General features: G+C 61.0%; 17 protein-coding genes and 1 pseudogene. 11 read left to right on the forward strand and 7 right to left on the reverse strand.

Annotated elements, in window-relative coordinates; genetic code table 11:
• Nucleotides 1–3 precede the first annotated feature (3 nt).
• Complete coding sequence (gene argH, locus KHP07_RS10755; protein ID WP_078050683.1) at nucleotides 4–1,398, reverse strand: argininosuccinate lyase; 1,395 nt, start codon at nucleotides 1,396–1,398, stop codon at nucleotides 4–6.
• Nucleotides 1,399–1,903: 505 nt separating this feature from the next.
• Here argH and KHP07_RS10760 point away from each other — a divergent pair.
• From KHP07_RS10760 to KHP07_RS10790, 7 genes are all read left to right on the forward strand, one after another.
• Nucleotides 1,904–2,650 carry a LytR/AlgR family response regulator transcription factor gene (locus KHP07_RS10760; RefSeq protein WP_078050682.1) on the forward strand — a complete coding sequence of 249 codons (747 nt, stop codon included), beginning with the start codon at nucleotides 1,904–1,906 and terminating at the stop codon, nucleotides 2,648–2,650.
• Between the two features lie 138 nt (nucleotides 2,651–2,788).
• A complete protein-coding gene (hemC, locus tag KHP07_RS10765) occupies nucleotides 2,789–3,730 on the forward strand; it encodes a hydroxymethylbilane synthase (RefSeq protein WP_214497174.1) in 942 nt (313 codons plus the stop codon).
• Complete coding sequence (locus KHP07_RS10770; protein WP_214497175.1) at nucleotides 3,727–4,485, forward strand: uroporphyrinogen-III synthase; 759 nt, start codon at nucleotides 3,727–3,729, stop codon at nucleotides 4,483–4,485. The genes hemC and KHP07_RS10770 overlap by 4 nt, the downstream gene beginning before the upstream one ends.
• Nucleotides 4,486–4,503: 18 nt before the next feature.
• Nucleotides 4,504–5,616 (forward strand): uroporphyrinogen-III C-methyltransferase, encoded by a 1,113-nt coding sequence (locus KHP07_RS10775; protein WP_214497176.1) that lies wholly within the window; start codon nucleotides 4,504–4,506, stop codon nucleotides 5,614–5,616.
• Nucleotides 5,617–5,621: 5 nt separating this feature from the next.
• On the forward strand, nucleotides 5,622–6,863 hold the full coding sequence (locus tag KHP07_RS10780; RefSeq protein WP_100491896.1) for a heme biosynthesis protein HemY: 1,242 nt from the start codon (nucleotides 5,622–5,624) through the stop codon (nucleotides 6,861–6,863).
• Between the two features lie 236 nt (nucleotides 6,864–7,099).
• The gene (locus KHP07_RS10785; RefSeq protein ID WP_099493195.1) at nucleotides 7,100–7,621 is read left to right on the forward strand and encodes a disulfide bond formation protein B; all 522 of its coding nucleotides are present in this window, start codon (nucleotides 7,100–7,102) and stop codon (nucleotides 7,619–7,621) included.
• A 209-nt stretch (nucleotides 7,622–7,830) separates the two neighbouring features.
• The gene (locus tag KHP07_RS10790) at nucleotides 7,831–8,289 is read left to right on the forward strand and encodes an Rsd/AlgQ family anti-sigma factor (RefSeq protein ID WP_078050678.1); all 459 of its coding nucleotides are present in this window, start codon (nucleotides 7,831–7,833) and stop codon (nucleotides 8,287–8,289) included.
• A gap of 54 nt (nucleotides 8,290–8,343) precedes the next feature.
• Here the strand turns inward: KHP07_RS10790 and KHP07_RS10795 are convergent, their stop codons facing one another.
• Nucleotides 8,344–9,021 carry an FKBP-type peptidyl-prolyl cis-trans isomerase gene (locus KHP07_RS10795; protein WP_214497177.1) on the reverse strand — a complete coding sequence of 226 codons (678 nt, stop codon included), beginning with the start codon at nucleotides 9,019–9,021 and terminating at the stop codon, nucleotides 8,344–8,346.
• Between the two features lie 192 nt (nucleotides 9,022–9,213).
• Here KHP07_RS10795 and KHP07_RS10800 point away from each other — a divergent pair.
• Nucleotides 9,214–10,020: pseudogene (locus KHP07_RS10800) on the forward strand (AlgP family protein); the annotation flags it as partial.
• A 428-nt stretch (nucleotides 10,021–10,448) separates the two neighbouring features.
• Here the strand turns inward: KHP07_RS10800 and KHP07_RS10805 are convergent.
• Nucleotides 10,449–10,916, reverse strand: a complete 468-nt coding sequence (locus KHP07_RS10805; RefSeq protein WP_078050675.1) for a TIGR02444 family protein — start codon at nucleotides 10,914–10,916, stop codon at nucleotides 10,449–10,451.
• A 50-nt stretch (nucleotides 10,917–10,966) separates the two neighbouring features.
• Here KHP07_RS10805 and KHP07_RS10810 point away from each other — a divergent pair, with 50 nt between their 5' ends.
• From KHP07_RS10810 to KHP07_RS10820, 3 genes are all read left to right on the forward strand, one after another.
• Complete coding sequence (locus tag KHP07_RS10810) at nucleotides 10,967–12,877, forward strand: ATP-binding cassette domain-containing protein (RefSeq protein ID WP_214497179.1); 1,911 nt, start codon at nucleotides 10,967–10,969, stop codon at nucleotides 12,875–12,877.
• Complete coding sequence (locus tag KHP07_RS10815) at nucleotides 12,877–13,449, forward strand: mechanosensitive ion channel family protein (protein ID WP_025857438.1); 573 nt, start codon at nucleotides 12,877–12,879, stop codon at nucleotides 13,447–13,449. Before KHP07_RS10810 ends, KHP07_RS10815 begins: the two co-directional genes overlap by 1 nt.
• Before the next feature lie 88 nt (nucleotides 13,450–13,537).
• Entirely contained in the window at nucleotides 13,538–14,170 is a 633-nt protein-coding gene (locus KHP07_RS10820) for a LysE family transporter (protein WP_028618426.1), read from the forward strand.
• A 137-nt stretch (nucleotides 14,171–14,307) separates the two neighbouring features.
• Here the strand turns inward: KHP07_RS10820 and KHP07_RS10825 are convergent, their stop codons facing one another.
• The 4 genes from KHP07_RS10825 to KHP07_RS10840 are packed head-to-tail and all read right to left on the reverse strand — an operon-like array spanning nucleotide 14,308 to nucleotide 17,451.
• Nucleotides 14,308–15,048: a penicillin-binding protein activator LpoB gene (locus KHP07_RS10825; RefSeq protein WP_078050673.1), complete on the reverse strand. Its 741-nt coding sequence runs from the start codon at nucleotides 15,046–15,048 to the stop codon at nucleotides 14,308–14,310.
• Between the two features lie 3 nt (nucleotides 15,049–15,051).
• Nucleotides 15,052–15,639 (reverse strand): penicillin-binding protein activator LpoB, encoded by a 588-nt coding sequence (gene lpoB, locus KHP07_RS10830; RefSeq protein WP_214497180.1) that lies wholly within the window; start codon nucleotides 15,637–15,639, stop codon nucleotides 15,052–15,054.
• Nucleotides 15,640–15,674: 35 nt separating this feature from the next.
• Nucleotides 15,675–16,046 (reverse strand): YcfL family putative periplasmic lipoprotein, encoded by a 372-nt coding sequence (locus KHP07_RS10835; protein ID WP_099493192.1) that lies wholly within the window; start codon nucleotides 16,044–16,046, stop codon nucleotides 15,675–15,677.
• 10 nt (nucleotides 16,047–16,056) lie between these two features.
• Complete coding sequence (locus tag KHP07_RS10840) at nucleotides 16,057–17,451, reverse strand: COG3014 family protein (RefSeq protein ID WP_078050671.1); 1,395 nt, start codon at nucleotides 17,449–17,451, stop codon at nucleotides 16,057–16,059.
• Nucleotides 17,452–17,552: the final 101 nt, after the last annotated feature.

Raw genomic sequence — 17,552 nt, forward strand, 5'->3', positions numbered from 1 at the left:
CTTTTAGCGGCTGGCGAGCAATTCCTGGCCGCGCAACACAGCTGCTTTCACCTGCGCCGGCGCAGTACCGCCGATGTGATTACGGGCATTTACCGAGCCTTCCAGGGTCAGCACGGCAAACACGTCCTGCTCGATCTGGTCACTGAACTGACGCAGTTCTTCCAGGCTCATTTCCGCCAAGTCCTTGCCGGTGTCCACGCCGTACTTAACTGCGTGGCCGACGATTTCGTGGCAGTCGCGGAACGGCAGGCCACGGCGTACCAGGTAGTCCGCCAGGTCGGTCGCGGTAGAGAACCCGCGCAGCGCCGCTTCACGCATGATCGCGTGCTTGGGCTTGATCGCCGGGATCATGTCGGCAAACGCGCGCAGTGAGTCGCGCAGGGTGTCGGCAGCGTCGAACAGCGGTTCCTTGTCTTCCTGGTTGTCCTTGTTGTAGGCCAGGGGTTGGCCTTTCATCAAGGTCAGCAGGCCCATCAAGGCGCCGAACACGCGGCCGCTCTTGCCACGCACCAGCTCGGGCACGTCGGGGTTTTTCTTTTGCGGCATGATCGAGCTGCCGGTGCAGAAGCGGTCCGGCAGGTCGATGAACTGGAATTGCGCGCTGGTCCACAGCACCAGCTCTTCCGAGAAGCGCGACAGGTGCATCATCGCGATACTGGCGGCGGCGCAGAATTCGATGGCGAAATCACGGTCCGACACGCCATCCAGCGAGTTGCCGCCGACAGCGTCGAAGCCCAGCAATTGCGCGGTGTACTCGCGGTCGATCGGGTAAGTGGTGCCGGCCAGTGCAGCGCTGCCCAGTGGCATGCGGTTGGCGCGTTTGCGGCAGTCCACCAGGCGCTCGTAGTCGCGGCTGAGCATTTCGAACCAGGCCAGCAGGTGGTGGCCGAACGTCACCGGTTGCGCGGTTTGCAGGTGAGTGAAACCCGGCATGATGGTGTCCGACTCACGCTCGGCCTGTTCCAGCAGGCCTTTCTGCAGGCGGGTGATTTCTGCCAGGATCAGGTCGATTTCATCACGCAGCCACAAGCGGATATCGGTGGCCACCTGGTCGTTGCGGCTACGGCCGGTGTGCAGCTTCTTGCCGGTCACACCGATGCGGTCGGTGAGGCGGGCTTCGATGTTCATGTGCACGTCTTCCAGGTCGACGCGCCAGTCGAACGTGCCGGCTTCGATCTCGCCACGGATGGTGGTCAGGCCGTCGATGATGCTGTCGCGCTCGGCATCGGTCAGCACGCCGACCTTGGCCAGCATCGTCGCGTGGGCGATGGAGCCCATGATGTCGTGGCGGTACAGGCGCTGGTCGAAGGTGACGGAGGCGGTGAAGCGGGCGACGAAGGCGTCGACGGGTTCACTGAAGCGGCCGCCCCAGGACTGGTTGGTCTTGTCGGTGCTCATGGATTCGCTCGTGATCTGCTTAATAAAGAGGCATGGAAGTGTGCCGGCGATAATAACAGGGTTGCCCGTGGAGGCGGTGCTGTGGGTCGTCGGCATTTTTATTTGTGCAAAGGATGGCTAAGTGCCTTGCCGCCGACCGCGTCCAGGACGAGACTGAGTACAGAGGCTTATTGAAACGATATTTGACGATTGAGCAATGTCGTCTCAGTGAGCGTCTACAGTTGGACTGATAGTGTGTGAATGCACCAAAGTCGGGTGATGCGGTCAGAGCCCAGACTATCCATTAAAAAAGGGGGGTATTCGGATTGTGTATCAGCAAACCCTATGACGATGCCCGAAGGCAGCAGGTCTTGGGCGTAATTGAACAGGTCCGGGTAAATATGGGTGCCACTCTCAGGGCACTTTTTGCCGCTCGCGCTAGTCTTAGCGTGGATCGCTGTGACGCAAGTCACCGCACCTGTCTACGCTATCCTTGTGCGAGACTCACGCAGGAATCCAGCGCAATATGAATGTCCTGATCGTTGATGACGAACCCCAAGCCCGCGAGCGACTGAGCCGTTTGATCAGTGAACTCGAGGGTTACGCAGTATTAGAACCGAGCGCCACCACGGGCGAAGAGGCGTTGACGCTGATCGACAGCCTCAAGCCGGATGTGGTGCTGCTCGATATCCGTATGCCAGGCCTCGATGGCCTGCAAGTTGCCGCCCGACTGAGCGAGCGAGAGTCACCACCCGCCGTGGTGTTTTGCGCAACCGGCGAAGAGTTTTCTGCGGAAACGCTGGAAGCCAGCGGTGTCAGCTTCCTCACCAAACCGGTGGCCGGCGACGCATTGCTCAAGGCCCTGAAAAAGGCTGAGCGCCCAACCCGCGTCCAGCTTGCCGCCCTGACTCAGCCTGCCGCCCAAAGTGGTAACGGGCCGCGCAGCCATATCAGCGCCCGAACCCGCAAAGGCATAGAGCTAATCCCGTTGGGTGAAGTGGTCTATTTTATTGCCGACCACAAGTACGTGACCCTGCGTCACCAAGGTGGCGAAGTACTGCTCGATGAGCCGCTCAAGGCACTTGAAGACGAGTTCGGCGACCGCTTCGTGCGTATCCACCGCAACGCGCTGGTAGCCCGCGAGCGAATCGAACGCCTGCAACGCACGCCCCTGGGGCACTTTCAGCTATTCCTGAAAGGCCTTAACGGTGACGCGTTGATCGTCAGCCGACGGCACGTCGCCGGTGTGCGCAAGATGATGCAGCAGCTTTAGTCCCAGGGCTGTGGCGAGGCTTGCATTCCATATCCCGGTGCGACGAGGCCAGGGAGGCCCCGCACTTGCTGATTCAAATCAAAGCGTATTTGCCTGAGCTGTTATTATCTGCCGTATCTATTCAGTACGGATTGATCCATGTCCTCTCGCGAAATCCGCATCGCCACCCGTAAAAGTGCCCTGGCCTTGTGGCAGGCCGAATACGTCAAAGCACGTCTGGAGCAGGCCCATCCAGGTCTCACGGTGACCCTGGTGCCCATGGTCAGTCGCGGCGACAAGCTGCTCGACTCGCCACTGTCGAAAATCGGCGGCAAGGGTTTGTTCGTCAAGGAACTGGAAACCGCACTGCTCGAAAACGAAGCTGACATCGCCGTGCATTCGATGAAAGACGTGCCCATGGACTTCCCGGAAGGCCTGGGTCTGTTTTGCATCTGCGAGCGCGAAGACCCGCGTGATGCCTTCGTTTCCAACACGTATGCCTCTTTGGATGAGCTGCCCCTGGGCAGCATCGTCGGTACGTCGAGCTTGCGCCGCCAGGCACAACTGCTCACCCGCCGCCCGGACCTGCAGATCCGCTTCCTGCGCGGCAACGTCAACACCCGTCTGGCGAAGCTGGATGCCGGCGAATATGACGCGATCATCCTCGCGGCGGCGGGCCTGATCCGCCTGGGCTTCGAAGACCGTATCACCTCAGCCATCAGCGTCGAGGACAGCCTGCCCGCCGGTGGGCAAGGCGCGGTTGGCATTGAATGCCGTACCGCCGACACAGAAATCCACGCCCTGCTCGAACCCCTGGATCACCAGGACACCGAAGTGCGCGTCACGGCCGAGCGCGCCCTGAACAAGCACCTCAACGGTGGCTGCCAGGTGCCGATCGCCTGCTACGCCGTGATTGAAGGTGAAAACCTATGGTTGCGTGGCTTGGTCGGCGACCCGGAAGGCGGCACCCTGCTGACTGCTGAAGTGCGTGGTCCGCAGCGTGACGCCACAGCCCTGGGTATCCAGGTGGCTGAAGAGCTGCTGGAAAAGGGCGCCGGCGCCATTCTGCAAAAAGTCTATGGCGAGGCCGGTCCGCAGTGACCGAATGGCGCGTGCTGTTGACGCGGCCTGCCGAGGACTCGATGGCCCTGGCGGCCACGTTGTCCGAAGCGGGTATCTTCAGCAGCAGCTTGCCGTTGCTGGACATTGAGCCGCTGCCTGTCACCCCTGAACAGCAGGCCGTCTTCTGTGATCTGGACCGCTACTGTGCGGTGATCGTCGTCAGCAAACCTGCCGCGCGCCTGGCCGTGCAGCAGCTGGGGCGGGCGGGGAAGCAACTGCCGTGGTTCAGTGTCGGCGCCGCCACCGCGCAGGTCCTGGCTGATCACGGCCTCAATGTTCACTACCCACCGACTGGCGATGACAGCGAGGCCTTGCTTCAATTGCCTGCGTTGCGCGAGGCTATCGCACGCCCCGATGCCCAGGTGTTGATCCTGCGGGGCGAGGGCGGTCGCGAACTGCTGGCGGAGCGTTTGCGTGAGCAAGGTGCTAGTGTCGACTATCTGGAGTTGTATCGCCGTTTCCTGCCGGCCTACGACGCCGGTGTGCTGATGCAACGCATCCAGTTGGAACGCTTGAACGGCCTAGTGGTCAGCAGTGGGCAGGGTTTTTTGCACCTGCAAGCCCTGGCCGGAGCCGATTGGCCACAGGTGGCACAGCTGCCGTTGTTCGTGCCGAGCCCGCGAGTCCAGGAAATGGCGCGGGCCGCTGGCGCAGAAAAAGTTGTGGATTGTCGCGGTGCGAGTGCCGCGGCTTTGTTAGTGGCGATACGGAGCTATCCCGTTCCCACTCTCTGAAACGCAAAGGACGGATACGTGAGCGAAACAGCCTTGCCTAAAGATGAAACCCAACCCGCACTTGATGCGCCGGTTGAGTCACCGGTCACCGTGCCGCGCCGTGGCAATGGCCTGGCAATCGTCGCCCTGCTGCTCGGCGTAGCCGGTGTTGCCGCCGGCGGCTGGGGTATCTGGCAGGTCCGCGCCCTGCAGGCCAGCAGCCAACAACAGTTGGGCCAGGTGCAGACCCTCGATGACCAGTCCCAGTCCCTCAAGCAGAGCCAGCAACAACTGGCCGCGCGCCTGGCGCAATTGCCGGGTGCGGATGAGCTGGAGGAACGCCGTCGCTTGGTGGCCCAGTTGCAGGGTGACCAGCAGAAGCTGAGCCAGCGCCTGGAAACCGTACTGGGCTCCAGCCGCAAGGATTGGCGACTGGCCGAGGCCGAACACTTGATCCGCCTGGCGAGCCTGCGCTTGTCCGCCCTTCAAGATATCAACAGCGCCCAGGCGCTGGTGCAGGGTGCCGACGAGATCCTACGCGAGCAAAGCGATCCAGGCTCTTACGCTGCCCGCGAACAATTGGCCAAGAGCCTTGCCGCGCTGCGCAGCACCGAGCAGCCGGACCGTACCGGGCTATACCTGCAACTGGCGGCCCTGCGTGACCAAGTCGTGCAATTGGCGGCCATTGCCCCTGAGTATCAATTGACCGACCCCGCTTCCGAAGGGCGCCCGACCACCGATACGCAAAGCCGCTGGAGCCAGTGGTGGGAGCAGATTTCCCGTTACTTCCGCATCGACTTCAACCCCGACGACAACATCCGTCCACTGCTGGCCGGCCAAGGTCTGAACCAAGTGCGCCTGGCCCTGAGCCTGGCCCTGGAGCAAGCGCAATGGGCGGCGCTCAATGGTGAAGCGGCCGTCTACAGCCGCTCGCTGGGCGAAGCGCGCAGCGTGTTGCAGGACAACTTCAACCAGGACAACCCGCAGAGCAAGGCGATGCTGGCGCGTATCGCCGAGCTTGAGCCCAAGGCCGTGTCGGTGGTGACACCGGACCTGGCCGCAAGCCTGGCTGCCGTGCAGGCGTACCTTGAGCGTCGTCATCTGTCTGCCGACGAAGCCAAGGCGGCGGCGACGTCGGTGAAGCAGGAGTAGAGCCGATGAAACGTTTCTATGTGATCCTGGTGCTGGCGATTGCAATCGCGCTGGCGCTGGCTGTAGGCATTTCGAAACACACCGGCTACGTGCTGATTACCTACCCGCATGTGCTGCATTACGAGTCGAGCCTTTGGGCAACCGTGGTGGCGGTATTTGCCTTCGGTTTGGCCATCTATCTGATCCGCGTACTGGTGAGCCTGGTTACCACGTCCGGTGGTGTGGTCAACCCGTGGTCGCGACGTAATCGCAGTCGCCGCGTGCAGATCGCCATCGAGCAAGGCCAGATGGACCTCGCTGAAGGCCGCTGGGCCAGCGCCGAGCGCCACCTGCACCGAGCCGCCGAAGCCGAGCGCCAGCCACTGCTGTACTACCTCGGCGCGGCCCGTGCCGCGAATGAGCAGGGGCGGTATGAAGAGTCCGACGGCTTGCTGGAGCGCGCCCTGGAGCGTCAACCCCAGGCCGAGCTGGCGGTTGCCTTGAGCCATGCGCAACTGCAATTGGACCGTGGCGACAGCGACGGTGCACTGATCACCTTGCAGGCAATGCACGAACGTCATCCCCATAACGCGCAAGTATTGCGCCAATTGCAGCGCCTGCATCAGCAGCGCGGTGATTGGTCGTCAGTGATTCGCCTGCTGCCGGAACTGCGCAAGGACAAAGTGCTGCCCGCCAGTGAACTGGCCGAGCTTGAGCGCCGCGCCTGGGGTGAGAACCTGAGCCTCGCTGCCCAACGCGAAGAGCAGGGCGAAGCCGGCTTGCAGTCGCTTGAGCGGGCCTGGCAGCAGCTCACGTCTGCCCAGCGCCAGGAGCCGCAATTGGTGCTGGCCTACGCCGAGCAATTGCGCCAACTGGGCGCCGATGCCAAGGCTGAAGAAGCGTTGCGTGTCGCGCTCAAGCGCGGCTACGACAGCCACCTGATCCGGCTATATGGCCTGTTGCGTGGCAGTGACCCGGCCCGGCAATTGAAGTTTGCCGAGGGTTGGCTCAAGGACCATCCAGGCGATGCCAGCCTGCTGCTGACACTGGGTCGCCTGTGCCTGCAAAACAGCTTGTGGGGCAAGGCGCGGGATTACCTGGAAAGCAGTTTGCAGGTGCAACGCAATCCTGAAGCCTGTGCCGAGCTCGCACGTTTGTTGGCTCAGCTTGGCGATACCGAGCGCAGTAATCAGCTGTTCCAAGAGGGCCTTGGGCTGCTGGATAACCGTTTGCTGGCTTCACCGCTGCCTGTCCCGGCTCGCGCTTGATGTAGGAAGGCGGACGAGGGTTGGCGCGGATATATCCGACCGCCAACCTTCATGAGCTCTAAAAACGTTGCGTTAGAGGGTTTGTGGGCAAAGTCCGACGCTGGATGGCCCAAAGTCCTCCATCTTCTGGTGGGAAGTCCTTACCCTCTCGCGGAATCGTCTGCTCCAGCATGTATTGAAAGCGGTCAGGCCTTTCCTCTACCGTAGCGACCTATCTTTCGCGATGCGGATAAAGCATGTCTTTGGCCCCCTCACGCTCCTTGTTTTTCCTTGCGTTCCTGGCAGGTGCGCTGACGTTGGGCGCGTCCTTCTACCTGGAATTCGGCGCCTCGCTGCGTCCTTGCTTCCTGTGCCAAATGCAACGGGTATTCCTCGCCGCTTTCACCTTGATCAACCTGGTCGCTGCCCTGCATAACCCCAAGCGCTCTATTCTTTGCCTGTACGGGCTGGCAAGCATGGGCTTTGCGTTGCTCGGTGCGATGACTGCCGTGCGTCAGGTATTGCTACAAAACGCCGCACCGGACCAGGCAGCGGATTGCTGGCCGAGCCTGCACTTCATGATCGAAAACCTGTCGTTTTGGCAGGCCCTGCAATTGACGGTCAAAGGCACCGTTGATTGCGTGGAGATCAACTGGACGCTGTTTGACTTGAGCCTGCCGGAGTGGAGCCTGCTGTTCTTCGTCGCGATGTTGATCCTGGGCGCCATGCAGTTTTCACGGCTGTTGTTGAGCCAACGTTTGCGCCCGGCGAGGCACTGAACGCCGGTTGCAGTTTGTAGGACGGGATTAAACACTTGTATGAACTTTCTCTCCTGCGTACCTTGAAGCCATAGTCATGCGGGCATAATCTGGCCCGCACGTGTTATTGAAACCGTTTGTCAGATGCGGCCTTGTCCGGTTGCTGCTTTATCCTTGAAGTGTTGCGCGGGCACCAGGCGGCAGCGCCCCTATAGGGAAGAGAGATCATCATGCTGGAAAGTTGTCAGAATGCTCAGGAACGCTGGGGTGGGGTGCACAAGCTGATCGACAGCTGGCTGAAGGCACGTCACGAACTGGTTCGGGCCTTTGATGCTCTCGGCGCCAAGCCCGAGGCACTGGCGGAGAACCGTGAACCGTTGCAGGATTTCTGCGGTGTGTTGGTGGACTACGTGTCAGCCGGCCATTTTGGCGTCTACGAACAGCTGACCAAGGAGGCCGAAGCCTTCGACGATCAGCGTGGCCTGGACTTGGCTGAGACCATTTACCCACGCATCGATGTCATCACCGAGAAGCTGCTGGCCTTCACCGACCTGTGTGATGCCGGAAACTGTGTTGCAGCAAAATTCAAAGAATTGGGTGCGCTGCTGCATGAGCGATTCGAGCTGGAAGATTGCTTGATCGAAGTGCTGCATAACGCTCACAAGGAAGAGTCTGCTACTCAGGCTTGAAGCTCGATCGCGATACAAAAAAACGGTGCGCATGACGCACCGTTTTTTATGGCCTCAGTGTCGGGTTCCGAGCAACTCGATCTCGAACACCAAAGGGGTATAGGGCGGGATCAATTCGCCGGCCCCGTCGGCACCATAGGCCTGGGCTGAGGGGATCACCAGGCGCCATTTCGCGCCCACTGGCATTTGCTGCAATGCACTGCTCCAGCCGCTGATCACGCTGTCCAGACGGAACCACTGGGGTTGCGTGCTTTGGTCGAACACCGTCCCATCGGGCAATCGTCCCACGTACTTCACTTGGACTTGATCGCTGGCCGTTGGCTTCTCGCCATTGCCGGGTGTGAGTTCGGTAAGCAGGATTCCATCCGCCAATTCGCGCACGCCTTTTACGGCTTTTTCCTTGCTCAGGAATTGTTGTTCGGCCGCGAGTGCTTTTTCGCTTTGCGGTGCCTGCGCATCGGCTTCGTTCTGTGCTTCGTGCTGGGCAAGAATCTGCTCGATGCGTGCGTTGTCCAATGCCAACGGCTTGCCTTGATACGCTTGCTTGAGGCCGTCGATCAACGCTTGTAGCTGCAGGTCCGGAACCTCCTGGCGCAAGCGTTCACCAAGGCTCGCGCCCAGGCTGTAGGCGAGGTCATGTTGGTTTTGTTCAGTGGTTTTTGCCGGCGATTGCTCGCTCGCATTGGTCACTGATATTGCTAGACCAAGCACAAGAAAAAGGTAACGCGACATGGGTATTCTCCCGCCGAAAGTGCGACGGATTATGCCAGTGTGAACGGGTAAAAAGTGCCGCGTGTTTTCGTTATATCGATAAGAATTTTCGCGCGGTGCAACGCAAGGCAAACGATACTGTCAACATGCCCTAGCGGCGGTAAGAGCAGAGGGCTAGTATGAGCCGCACCCACGTCAGCCAGGAGGTAAACCATGTCGGCCAAACAGAAGCCTGTTAATACCCCGTTGCATTTACTCCAACAACTTTCGGGCAGCTTGCTCGAACATCTGGAAAGCGCCTGTTCCCAAGCGTTGGCCGATGCAGAAAAACTGCTCGCCAAGCTGGAAAAACAACGCGGTAAAGCGCAAGAAAAGCTGCACAAATCCCGCACCAAACTGCAAGACGCCGCTACTGCCGGCAAGGCCAAGGCACAAGCCAAAGCCAAAGATGCTGTCAAAGAGCTTGAGGACCTGCTGGACGCCCTCAAGGATCGCCAAGCTGAAACCCGCGCCTATATTTCCCAACTCAAAAAAGATGCTCAGGAAAGCCTGAAACTGGCCCAGGGCGTTGGTCGTGTGAAAGAAGCCGTGGCTAAAGTGCTGGGCGCTCGTACCCCTGCGAAAGCTGTTGCAGCGAGCGCGGCGAAGAAGCCCGCGAGCAAAGCGGTTGCTGCCAAGTCACCGGCTAAAGCCGCAGCAAAACCTGCTGCCAAAACTGCTGCTGCAAAACCAGCCGCCAAGCCAGCGGCCAAAACTGTTGCTGCGAAACCAGCCGCCAAGCCAGCGGCCAAAACTGCTGCTGCAAAACCAGCCGCCAAGCCAGCGGCCAAAACTGCTGCTGCAAAACCAGCCGCCAAGCCAGCTGCCAAAACTGCTGCCGCAAAACCAGCCGCCAAGCCAGCTGCTAAAACTGCTGCTGCAAAACCAGCCGCCAAGCCAGCTGCTAAAACCGCTGCTGCGAAACCAGCCGCCAAGCCAGCGGCTAAAACCGCTGCTGCAAAACCAGCCGCCAAGCCAGCTGCTAAACCTGCTGCTGCCAAACCAGCCGCCAAGCCAGCTGCTAAAACCGCTGCTGCCAAACCAGCCGCCAAGCCAGCTGCTAAACCTGCTGCTGCGAAACCAGCCGCCAAGCCAGCTGCTAAAACCGCTGCTGCGAAACCAGCCGCCAAGCCAGCCGCTAAACCTGCTGCTGCCAAACCAGCCGTTAAGCCAGCCGCTAAACCTGCTGCTGCCAAACCAGCCGTTAAGCCAGCTGCCAAACCTGCCGCTGCAAAGCCGGCCGCCAAGCCAGCTGCTAAACCTGCTGCTGCAAAGCCGGCTGCCGTAAAACCAGCACCGGCCAAGCCAGCAACACCTGCTGCCGCCCCGGCAGCGTCCACCGCACCCACTGCGCCGGCCAGCAGCACGCCTGCTCCGGTAGCGCCAAGCACCACCCCAGCCAGCGCTTCCTAAGTGCTGGTGACCCCGGCGCGCAGCTGCTGCAGCGCGCCGGGGTCAAGGTTGGCGGCATCCTCAGCCGTCAGTCCTTCCAGCCACCGCCGCTGATCCATCGCATCGCCAGTCGGCCAAGTTTGCGCCAGTGCTTCCAGTCGCGTCAGCAACTGTCGTTCGGCATCCAACTCCAGGGCCTTGACCCGCTCGCGTAACCCCGCCAGAGCTTCATCCTGCTGCGCCATGCCGCGCCAGTGCGTGCGTATTTGACGTAACGGTTCGATCACCTGTGTCTGCCAAGGCCGGGCAATCTGTTTCAGCGCTTGCAGGCGCTCGGAGGTTGCTGCCACAGCGCGCTGCTCCAACCAGGCACCACACAGCAACAGGCACACGTCCGCGCCGTCTTCCTGCAAGCGCAGGCAAGCGGATTCGACGCCCGGGCGGGCATAAGTCGTGAGGGCAAAGCTCCACAGGTCAGCGTACATATTCACACCCAAGCCAGCGGCCAACGAAGCTGGTAGACTCCGCCGCCATTATGATCCGACTTCAAAGCCTAACATTACAGCGTGGCCCGCAACGTCTTCTCGAAGACGCCGAGCTGACCCTGCACGCCGGTCACAAAGCCGGCCTGATCGGTGCCAACGGCGCCGGCAAATCCACGTTGTTCGCCTTGTTGCTGGGAGAGCTGACTCCGGACTCCGGGGATTGCTTGCTGCCGGCCGACTGGCGCATCGCCCATATGCGCCAGGAGATCGACACCCTGGACCGCATCGCGATCGATTACGTGCTCGATGGCGACCTGCGCCTGCGCCAGGTGCAACATGACCTGGCCGAGGCCGAGAAAGCCCAGGACGGCGCCGCCCAGGCCCGCCTGCATTCCGAGTTGGACAGCGCCGACGGCTACACCGCCGACGCCCGCGCCCGCAAGATGCTCGCCGGCCTTGGCTTTACCAACGAACAAATGGACCGCCCGGTCGCCGACTTCTCCGGCGGCTGGCGCATGCGCTTGAACCTTGCGCAGGCGCTGATGTGCCCGTCGGACTTGTTGCTGCTCGACGAACCGACCAACCACTTGGACCTCGATGCGATCCTGTGGCTGGAAGACTTCCTCAAGAATTATCAGGGCACTTTGCTGCTGATCTCCCACGACCGGGATTTCCTCGACGCCGTGGTCGACAACATTGCCCACGTCGAACAGAAGAAAATCACGCTCTACCGTGGCGGCTACACCGCATTCGAACGCGCCCGTGCCGAACGCCTGGCCCAGCAACAACAGGCCTACGAGAAGCAGCAGGCGCAGCGCGCGCACATGGAAAGCTACATCGCCCGCTTCAAGGCCCAGGCCACCAAGGCCCGTCAGGCCCAGAGCCGGATCAAGGCCCTGGAGCGCATGGAGGAACTGTCGGCGGCTCACGTTGATTCGCCGTTCGACTTCGTGTTCCGCGAGTCGGTGAAGATCTCCAGCCCCTTGCTGGACCTTTCCGATGCGCGCCTGGGGTATGGCGAAAAAACCATCCTGGAAAAAGTGAAGCTGCAACTCACGCCAGGTGCACGCATTGGATTGCTCGGGCCTAACGGTGCGGGTAAGTCGACGCTGATCAAGAACCTGTCCGGCGAGCTTTCGCCCCTGTCCGGCCGCCTGACCCGTGGCGAGAACACCGTGGTGGGCTACTTCGCCCAACACCAGCTGGACTCCCTGGACTCCAAGGCCAGCCCATTGCTGCACTTGCAGCGCCTGGCGCCGACCGAGCGCGAGCAGACCCTGCGCGACTTCCTGGGTGGCTTCGACTTCCGTGGCGCGCGCATCGATGAGCCGGTGCTGAACTTCTCTGGCGGCGAAAAAGCCCGCCTGGCCCTGGCGCTGATCGCCTGGGACCGCCCGAACCTGCTGCTGCTTGATGAACCGACCAACCACCTGGACCTGGAAATGCGCCTGGCGCTGACCATGGCCTTGCAGGAGTTCAGCGGTGCGGTGCTGGTGGTGTCTCACGACCGCCACTTGCTCAAGAGCACCACGGATAACTTCCTGTTGGTGGCCGACGGTAAAGTCGAAGAATTCGACGGTGACCTGGATGACTACGCGCGCTGGCTGACGGATTACCGCCTGCGCAACGCGCCGGTCAGCAACACCCCGGTCAACCCCGACAAGACCGACAAGAAAGCCCAGCGTCAGGCTGCCGCTGCGTTGCGCCAACAATTGGCGCCGCACAAGCGTGAAGCCGATAAGCTGGAAGCCGAGTTGGGCAAGGTGCACGAGCGCCTGGCCAAGATCGAGACCAGCCTGGGCGACAGCGCCGTCTACGAAGCTGCCCGCAAGGATGAATTGCGCGATCTGCTGGCCGAACAGGCCAAGCTCAAGGTGCGTGAAGGGCAATTGGAGGAAACCTGGATGGAAGCCCTCGAGCTGCTCGAAACCCTGCAAGCGGAGCTGGAGGCGCTGTCCTGATGGAAGCGTTGCAGCTGCCTATACCGACGCAGTGGGTCGAACCCGTGTGGATTGGCGTGCAAATCCTGCTGATCCTGCTGGCCGGCTATCTCGCCCAGCGCTTTGTCGCCAAGGGCCTGACGCGCCTGGGTGAGCGTTACCCCTTCCCGCCACAACTGCTGATGCCGCTACGCGGTGGCCTGCGCTGGTTGATCATGGGCAGTGCGCTGATCTTTGTGCTGGGCCGCCTGGGGGTGTCTGCCACGGTGTTGTGGACGGCGCTGTCGGGGTTTGTTGCGGTCGCCGCAGTGGCGTTCTTCGCCATGTGGTCGGTACTGTCCAACCTGCTGTGCGCCATTCTGATCTTCACCGTCGGGCCGTTTCGCCTAGGCGATATCGTCGAACTGGTAGATACCGTCGACAAACCGGGCGTGAAGGGCCGAGTCGTGGCGATCAACCTGCTCTACACCACGCTGGTTGAAGTGGCAGAGGCCGGTACCGACAGCGCGATGGTGCAAGTGCCCAACAGCTTGTTCTTCCAGCGCTCGGTGCGGCGTTGGCCAGGTACCCACGTGTTTCCGGGCGACCGCTAGCATTCACATCTTGTAAAAATCTATAGCCATCCTTTGGTCGGCGGAGTTAGCTTAAGGCACAACAGCAAACTCCCTCCTGAGGTGTGTAATGGCACTCGATACGTGGCTGGCCTTTTTCCTGGCCAGTTGGATCATCTCCCTTTCTCCTGGTGCTGGCGCCATCGCCTCGATGTCCAGCGGCCTGCAATACGGTTTCCTGCGCGGTTACTGGAATGCCATCGGCCTGCAATTGGGCCTGGCGATGCAGATTGCCGTCGTTGCTTGCGGCCTGGGTGCCATTCTGGCGACGTCCTCTACCGCCTTTTATGCGATCAAATGGTTTGGCGTGGCGTACCTGGTGTACCTGGCCATCAAGCAATGGCGCGCCCTGCCCATGGACATGACCGATGACGCGGCGGTGCGCCCGATCGGCAAGCCGATGGCGATGATGTTCCGTGGTTTTCTGGTCAATGCCAGTAACCCCAAGGCACTGGTGTTCATGCTGGCGGTGTTGCCGCAGTTCGTGAACCCGCAGGCGCCGCTGCTGATCCAGTACCTGATCCTGGGTGCAACGATGATCTGCGTCGATATGGTCGTGATGGCGGGGTATACAGGGCTGGCGTCGAAGGTGTTGCGACTGTTGCGTACGCCTAAGCAGCAGAAGCGTATGAACCGCACGTTTGCCGGGTTGTTTGTCGGCGCTGCGGGCTTCCTGGCCAGCTTGCATCGCGCAACAGCTTAACCGCCAAAACCGGATCAAAAATGTGGGAGCTGGCTTGCCTGCGATGCAAGCGCCGCGGTTTAACTGATACGCCGCGGTGATGCTATCGCAGGCAAGCCAGCTCCCACATTGGTTTGTGTTGCTTGTGAAATCGGGTTTCAGCGCAGGATCTTCGGCGCCTCATCCCTTGGCAGGTTGTTGCGCAGCGGTGGTTGGCCAGGTTCTTGATACCCGCCACCCAACTGTTCCGCCAATTGCCTGGCCACATCCTCACCCAAGGCTTTCGACACTTCCTTGACCACGCGCGGCCGGTTCAGGCTTACGCGTACGTCACGGCTGTTCACCAGCTTGGTGTCCTGGCCTTCACCCATGGCGGTAAACGCCGAGGTGATTTCGTAGGTGCGGGTATTGATCAGGCTGAAATCCGCCACCAACGTGAGGCCCAGCACGGCTGAGTAACTGTTGGTGTGGTCCAGGGCGTTGATGTCCTGGGTAAAGTCGATGTCTGACAGCGTGCCGAACAGCACGTAGTCCGCACCCTTGAAGTTACCGGCCTTGATGCGCTTGATCACGTCGTAGACGTCACCCTTGGCATCGGCGGTGTAAGGCGTGCCTTGCACCAGCTGGAACTGCCGGGACTTGAGAATCTCGCCCTTGATATCGCCGCTGAATTTACGCAGCTCGGTCTGTTCGATGTAGCTGGTACGGCTTTCGTACTCGCTGTAGTTCGACGCACCGCTGGCGTGGTAGGCGCTTGCCTGGAAGTTGTTGCTCGCCGAAACCTGGTGGATGTATTCCTCGACCCGCGCCTCGTAGGCCAGGTCGGTTACCGCGATCTTCGGGGCGGCCGAGGCGCCAAAGGCGCACAGTAGGCCGATCATGCCGATCCATGCACGCATTGCTTAGCGCTCCGTGGTTTTGCGGATTTCTTTTTCGTCCATCCATTCGGCCAGGCCGCTCTCGACGTCGATCAGCTGCAGGCTGAATTTGTAGAACACGTCCTTGTAGTCCGAGCTGCGCTTGACGATGGAGCTGATGGAGCCTTCCAGGCGGTACTTGGCGGCGACCATGTTGCCGGTCTTGCTGACGGTGGACTTCTTGTACAGGCCGCTTTGGTTCTGCAGCTTGAGCTGGTCAACCTGGCTCTGCATGTCGGTGTTGTCGCTGGCAAAGCGTGCGGTGCCGGTCTTCATCAGCTGGGTCTTGATCGACGTGGTGATTTCGCGGGTATCGATGTACTCGCTGGTCTTGTTCTTCACGTCGTACACCTGCACCACCGGGCGGCCTTGCAGGACGCCGGACTGGGCGAGGGAGCGGGTCATGCTTTCGGCGATCATCTGCAGGTCGGTGGAGCCGAACTCGTTGGTTACCAGTTCCACAGCCTTGGTGTCGCCGTAGCTGATGTTCTTACCGCCCAGGACCGGGGAGGTGTTGGCGCAGCCGCTGGCCAGGACGGCGACGACGGCAAGGATCGAGAAGCGTGCAAACATTGGGAAATCTCTCAGCAGCGAAAAGGATGGACGGCTCAAGGGGTTTTCACTTCAAGACGGAAGTCCGCCGCCTGCGGCAAATTGGCAATCGCAGGCAGGAAGGTCGCCTGGTTGGCGTACAGGTTCAGCACTTTCCAGGTTTCTTCGTCGCCCACCGGGAAGCCGTCGGCACCCAGCCAGGCAAAGCGGTAGTACATCATCTGGTTACTGCTGGTGATGTTGCTCAATTGCACCTTGGCGGTGAGGAAGCCGTTTTCGCGGGCCACACGGATGGCACCGACGGCAATGCCCTTGAACTTGCCCATCACCACGATTTTGCTTGCAGCGCTGCCGGGTTCCGGTGGCGGCGGGGTGGCGCAGCCGGTCAGCAGGACCAGCGCGAGGGCGCCGAAGATGAAATGACGCATAGCGTGCTCCTTAAGGTTGTTTGAGGGCGATGGCCTGGTTGGCGGTGCTTGGCACCACATGGGCGGCCAGGCCGCCGGCGAATACCTGGTTGCCGACCACGCGCAGGGTGATGACCTGGTAACGCTGATCGGCCTTGACCGTCACCAGCGTGCCGCCCAGGGCGTTGGGCAGGCTGACCTGATGCTCGCCGTGCTTGAGGCGCAGGCGAGTCACCTGGGTCATGTCCGGCAGGGTGCGCCAGGTGCGGGTATCGGCGCCTTCGGTGACGGCCGAGGCGATCCCCAATACCAAGCCCGCCATGGGGTTGGTCTTGTTCAGGTTGTTCTGCGCTACGCCACGGGTGACTGCGCGCACGGTGGTGCGCAAGATGATGCCTGGCATGTCGTCGCGCAGAGCGCGGCGGGACATGGCCGTGGTGCTGTTGAGTGCGGTGAGGTTCTGTTGCTGGCCGTCGACGCCAATCTGCGTGAAGGGCGCGGTTGAGGTATCAGCCTTGATCACCGGGAACGACAGTGGAGTGATCACCAGATTGCCGTTGATCGGGATCGGCAGCGGCAGGCGAATGGAGTCGCGGGCCGGTGCCAGGCCGCTCTGCACCACGATCAGTACGTCGGTTTCATCGGCGCCGACCTTGGATTTGTCCAGGTCCAGCAGCGCCTTTTCCAGTAAGGGCGTGTTGGGGCGCAGTTCGGCGGCCTTGCGGTAGCCGGGGGCTGCCAGGTCTTTTTCACCCAGGGCTTCGTAGACGAAGCCGGCCAGGTAGTGGCTGAACGCACTCTGGTAGCTGTTTTTGAGGCCGACCACTTCCGGCGCGTCCAGGGCTTCCACCGGGTAGCCGCGCAGGTCCTTGATCTGGGTGGTCACGCCTTCACGCTGGGCTTCGTCCTCGCGCTTGAGGTATTCCTTGTCGCGCAGGTCGGCGATCACCGCTTCGCGCTCGTGGGTCTTCTTGATTTCGGTGCGCGCGCCGTCGAAGTCGTTCAGGGCCAGCAGGTTCAGGGCCATCTGCGTGGTCAGCATGACCTTTTCGTAGTCATAGCCTTCGTAGCGGCGCACCTTGTCGTTGGCCAGGAAACTGCCGAACTGTGCCAGGTACTTGGCGCTGTCAAACTTGACCGACTCTTCCCACTTGTAGACTTGCAGGTCGGCGCTGCGCCAGGCGGTCTGGCTGCCGGTCAAGTCGCCCTTGGCACGCAGCAATTCGCCCTTTTCGAAGAAATAGAGCAAGTCCTTGTCATCGCCGGTATTGTTCTTTTCCAGCAGGGTCAGGGCGGCATCGACATTGCCGGTGGCCAATTGCTGATTGGTGGCTTGCAGCTCGGTGTCATAGCTGCGGAACATCGAACAGCCGGACAACAAGGTTACCGCTGCGAGCGCGAGCGAAGGTAAGGCGCGAAATGCCATGCAGACTTCTTCCCTGAACGTATCAACCAATGTGGTTTTCCTCATGAAAACGAGGAACGAAATTCCCTTTCGCACTAACAGGGCGCGGCATTATAAGCGTC

The sequence above is a fragment of the Pseudomonas sp. VS40 genome (genome assembly GCF_018587885.1).
GTDB lineage: Bacteria > Pseudomonadota > Gammaproteobacteria > Pseudomonadales > Pseudomonadaceae > Aquipseudomonas > Aquipseudomonas pergaminensis.

Bases quoted from the DNA above. Each gene is read 5' to 3' on its own strand.
- argH (WP_078050683.1), bottom strand. From the start codon at position 1,398: ATGAGCACCGACAAGACCAACCAGTCCTGGGGCGGCCGCTTCAGTGAA.
- KHP07_RS10760 (WP_078050682.1), top strand. From the start codon at position 1,904: ATGAATGTCCTGATCGTTGATGACGAACCCCAAGCCCGCGAGCGACTG.
- hemC (WP_214497174.1), top strand. From the start codon at position 2,789: ATGTCCTCTCGCGAAATCCGCATCGCCACCCGTAAAAGTGCCCTGGCC.
- KHP07_RS10780 (WP_100491896.1), top strand. From the start codon at position 5,622: ATGAAACGTTTCTATGTGATCCTGGTGCTGGCGATTGCAATCGCGCTG.
- KHP07_RS10785 (WP_099493195.1), top strand. From the start codon at position 7,100: ATGTCTTTGGCCCCCTCACGCTCCTTGTTTTTCCTTGCGTTCCTGGCA.
- KHP07_RS10790 (WP_078050678.1), top strand. From the start codon at position 7,831: ATGCTGGAAAGTTGTCAGAATGCTCAGGAACGCTGGGGTGGGGTGCAC.
- KHP07_RS10795 (WP_214497177.1), bottom strand. From the start codon at position 9,021: ATGTCGCGTTACCTTTTTCTTGTGCTTGGTCTAGCAATATCAGTGACC.
- KHP07_RS10805 (WP_078050675.1), bottom strand. From the start codon at position 10,916: ATGTACGCTGACCTGTGGAGCTTTGCCCTCACGACTTATGCCCGCCCG.
- KHP07_RS10810 (WP_214497179.1), top strand. From the start codon at position 10,967: ATGATCCGACTTCAAAGCCTAACATTACAGCGTGGCCCGCAACGTCTT.
- KHP07_RS10815 (WP_025857438.1), top strand. From the start codon at position 12,877: ATGGAAGCGTTGCAGCTGCCTATACCGACGCAGTGGGTCGAACCCGTG.
- KHP07_RS10820 (WP_028618426.1), top strand. From the start codon at position 13,538: ATGGCACTCGATACGTGGCTGGCCTTTTTCCTGGCCAGTTGGATCATC.
- KHP07_RS10825 (WP_078050673.1), bottom strand. From the start codon at position 15,048: ATGCGTGCATGGATCGGCATGATCGGCCTACTGTGCGCCTTTGGCGCC.
- lpoB (WP_214497180.1), bottom strand. From the start codon at position 15,639: ATGTTTGCACGCTTCTCGATCCTTGCCGTCGTCGCCGTCCTGGCCAGC.
- KHP07_RS10835 (WP_099493192.1), bottom strand. From the start codon at position 16,046: ATGCGTCATTTCATCTTCGGCGCCCTCGCGCTGGTCCTGCTGACCGGC.
- KHP07_RS10840 (WP_078050671.1), bottom strand. From the start codon at position 17,451: ATGGCATTTCGCGCCTTACCTTCGCTCGCGCTCGCAGCGGTAACCTTG.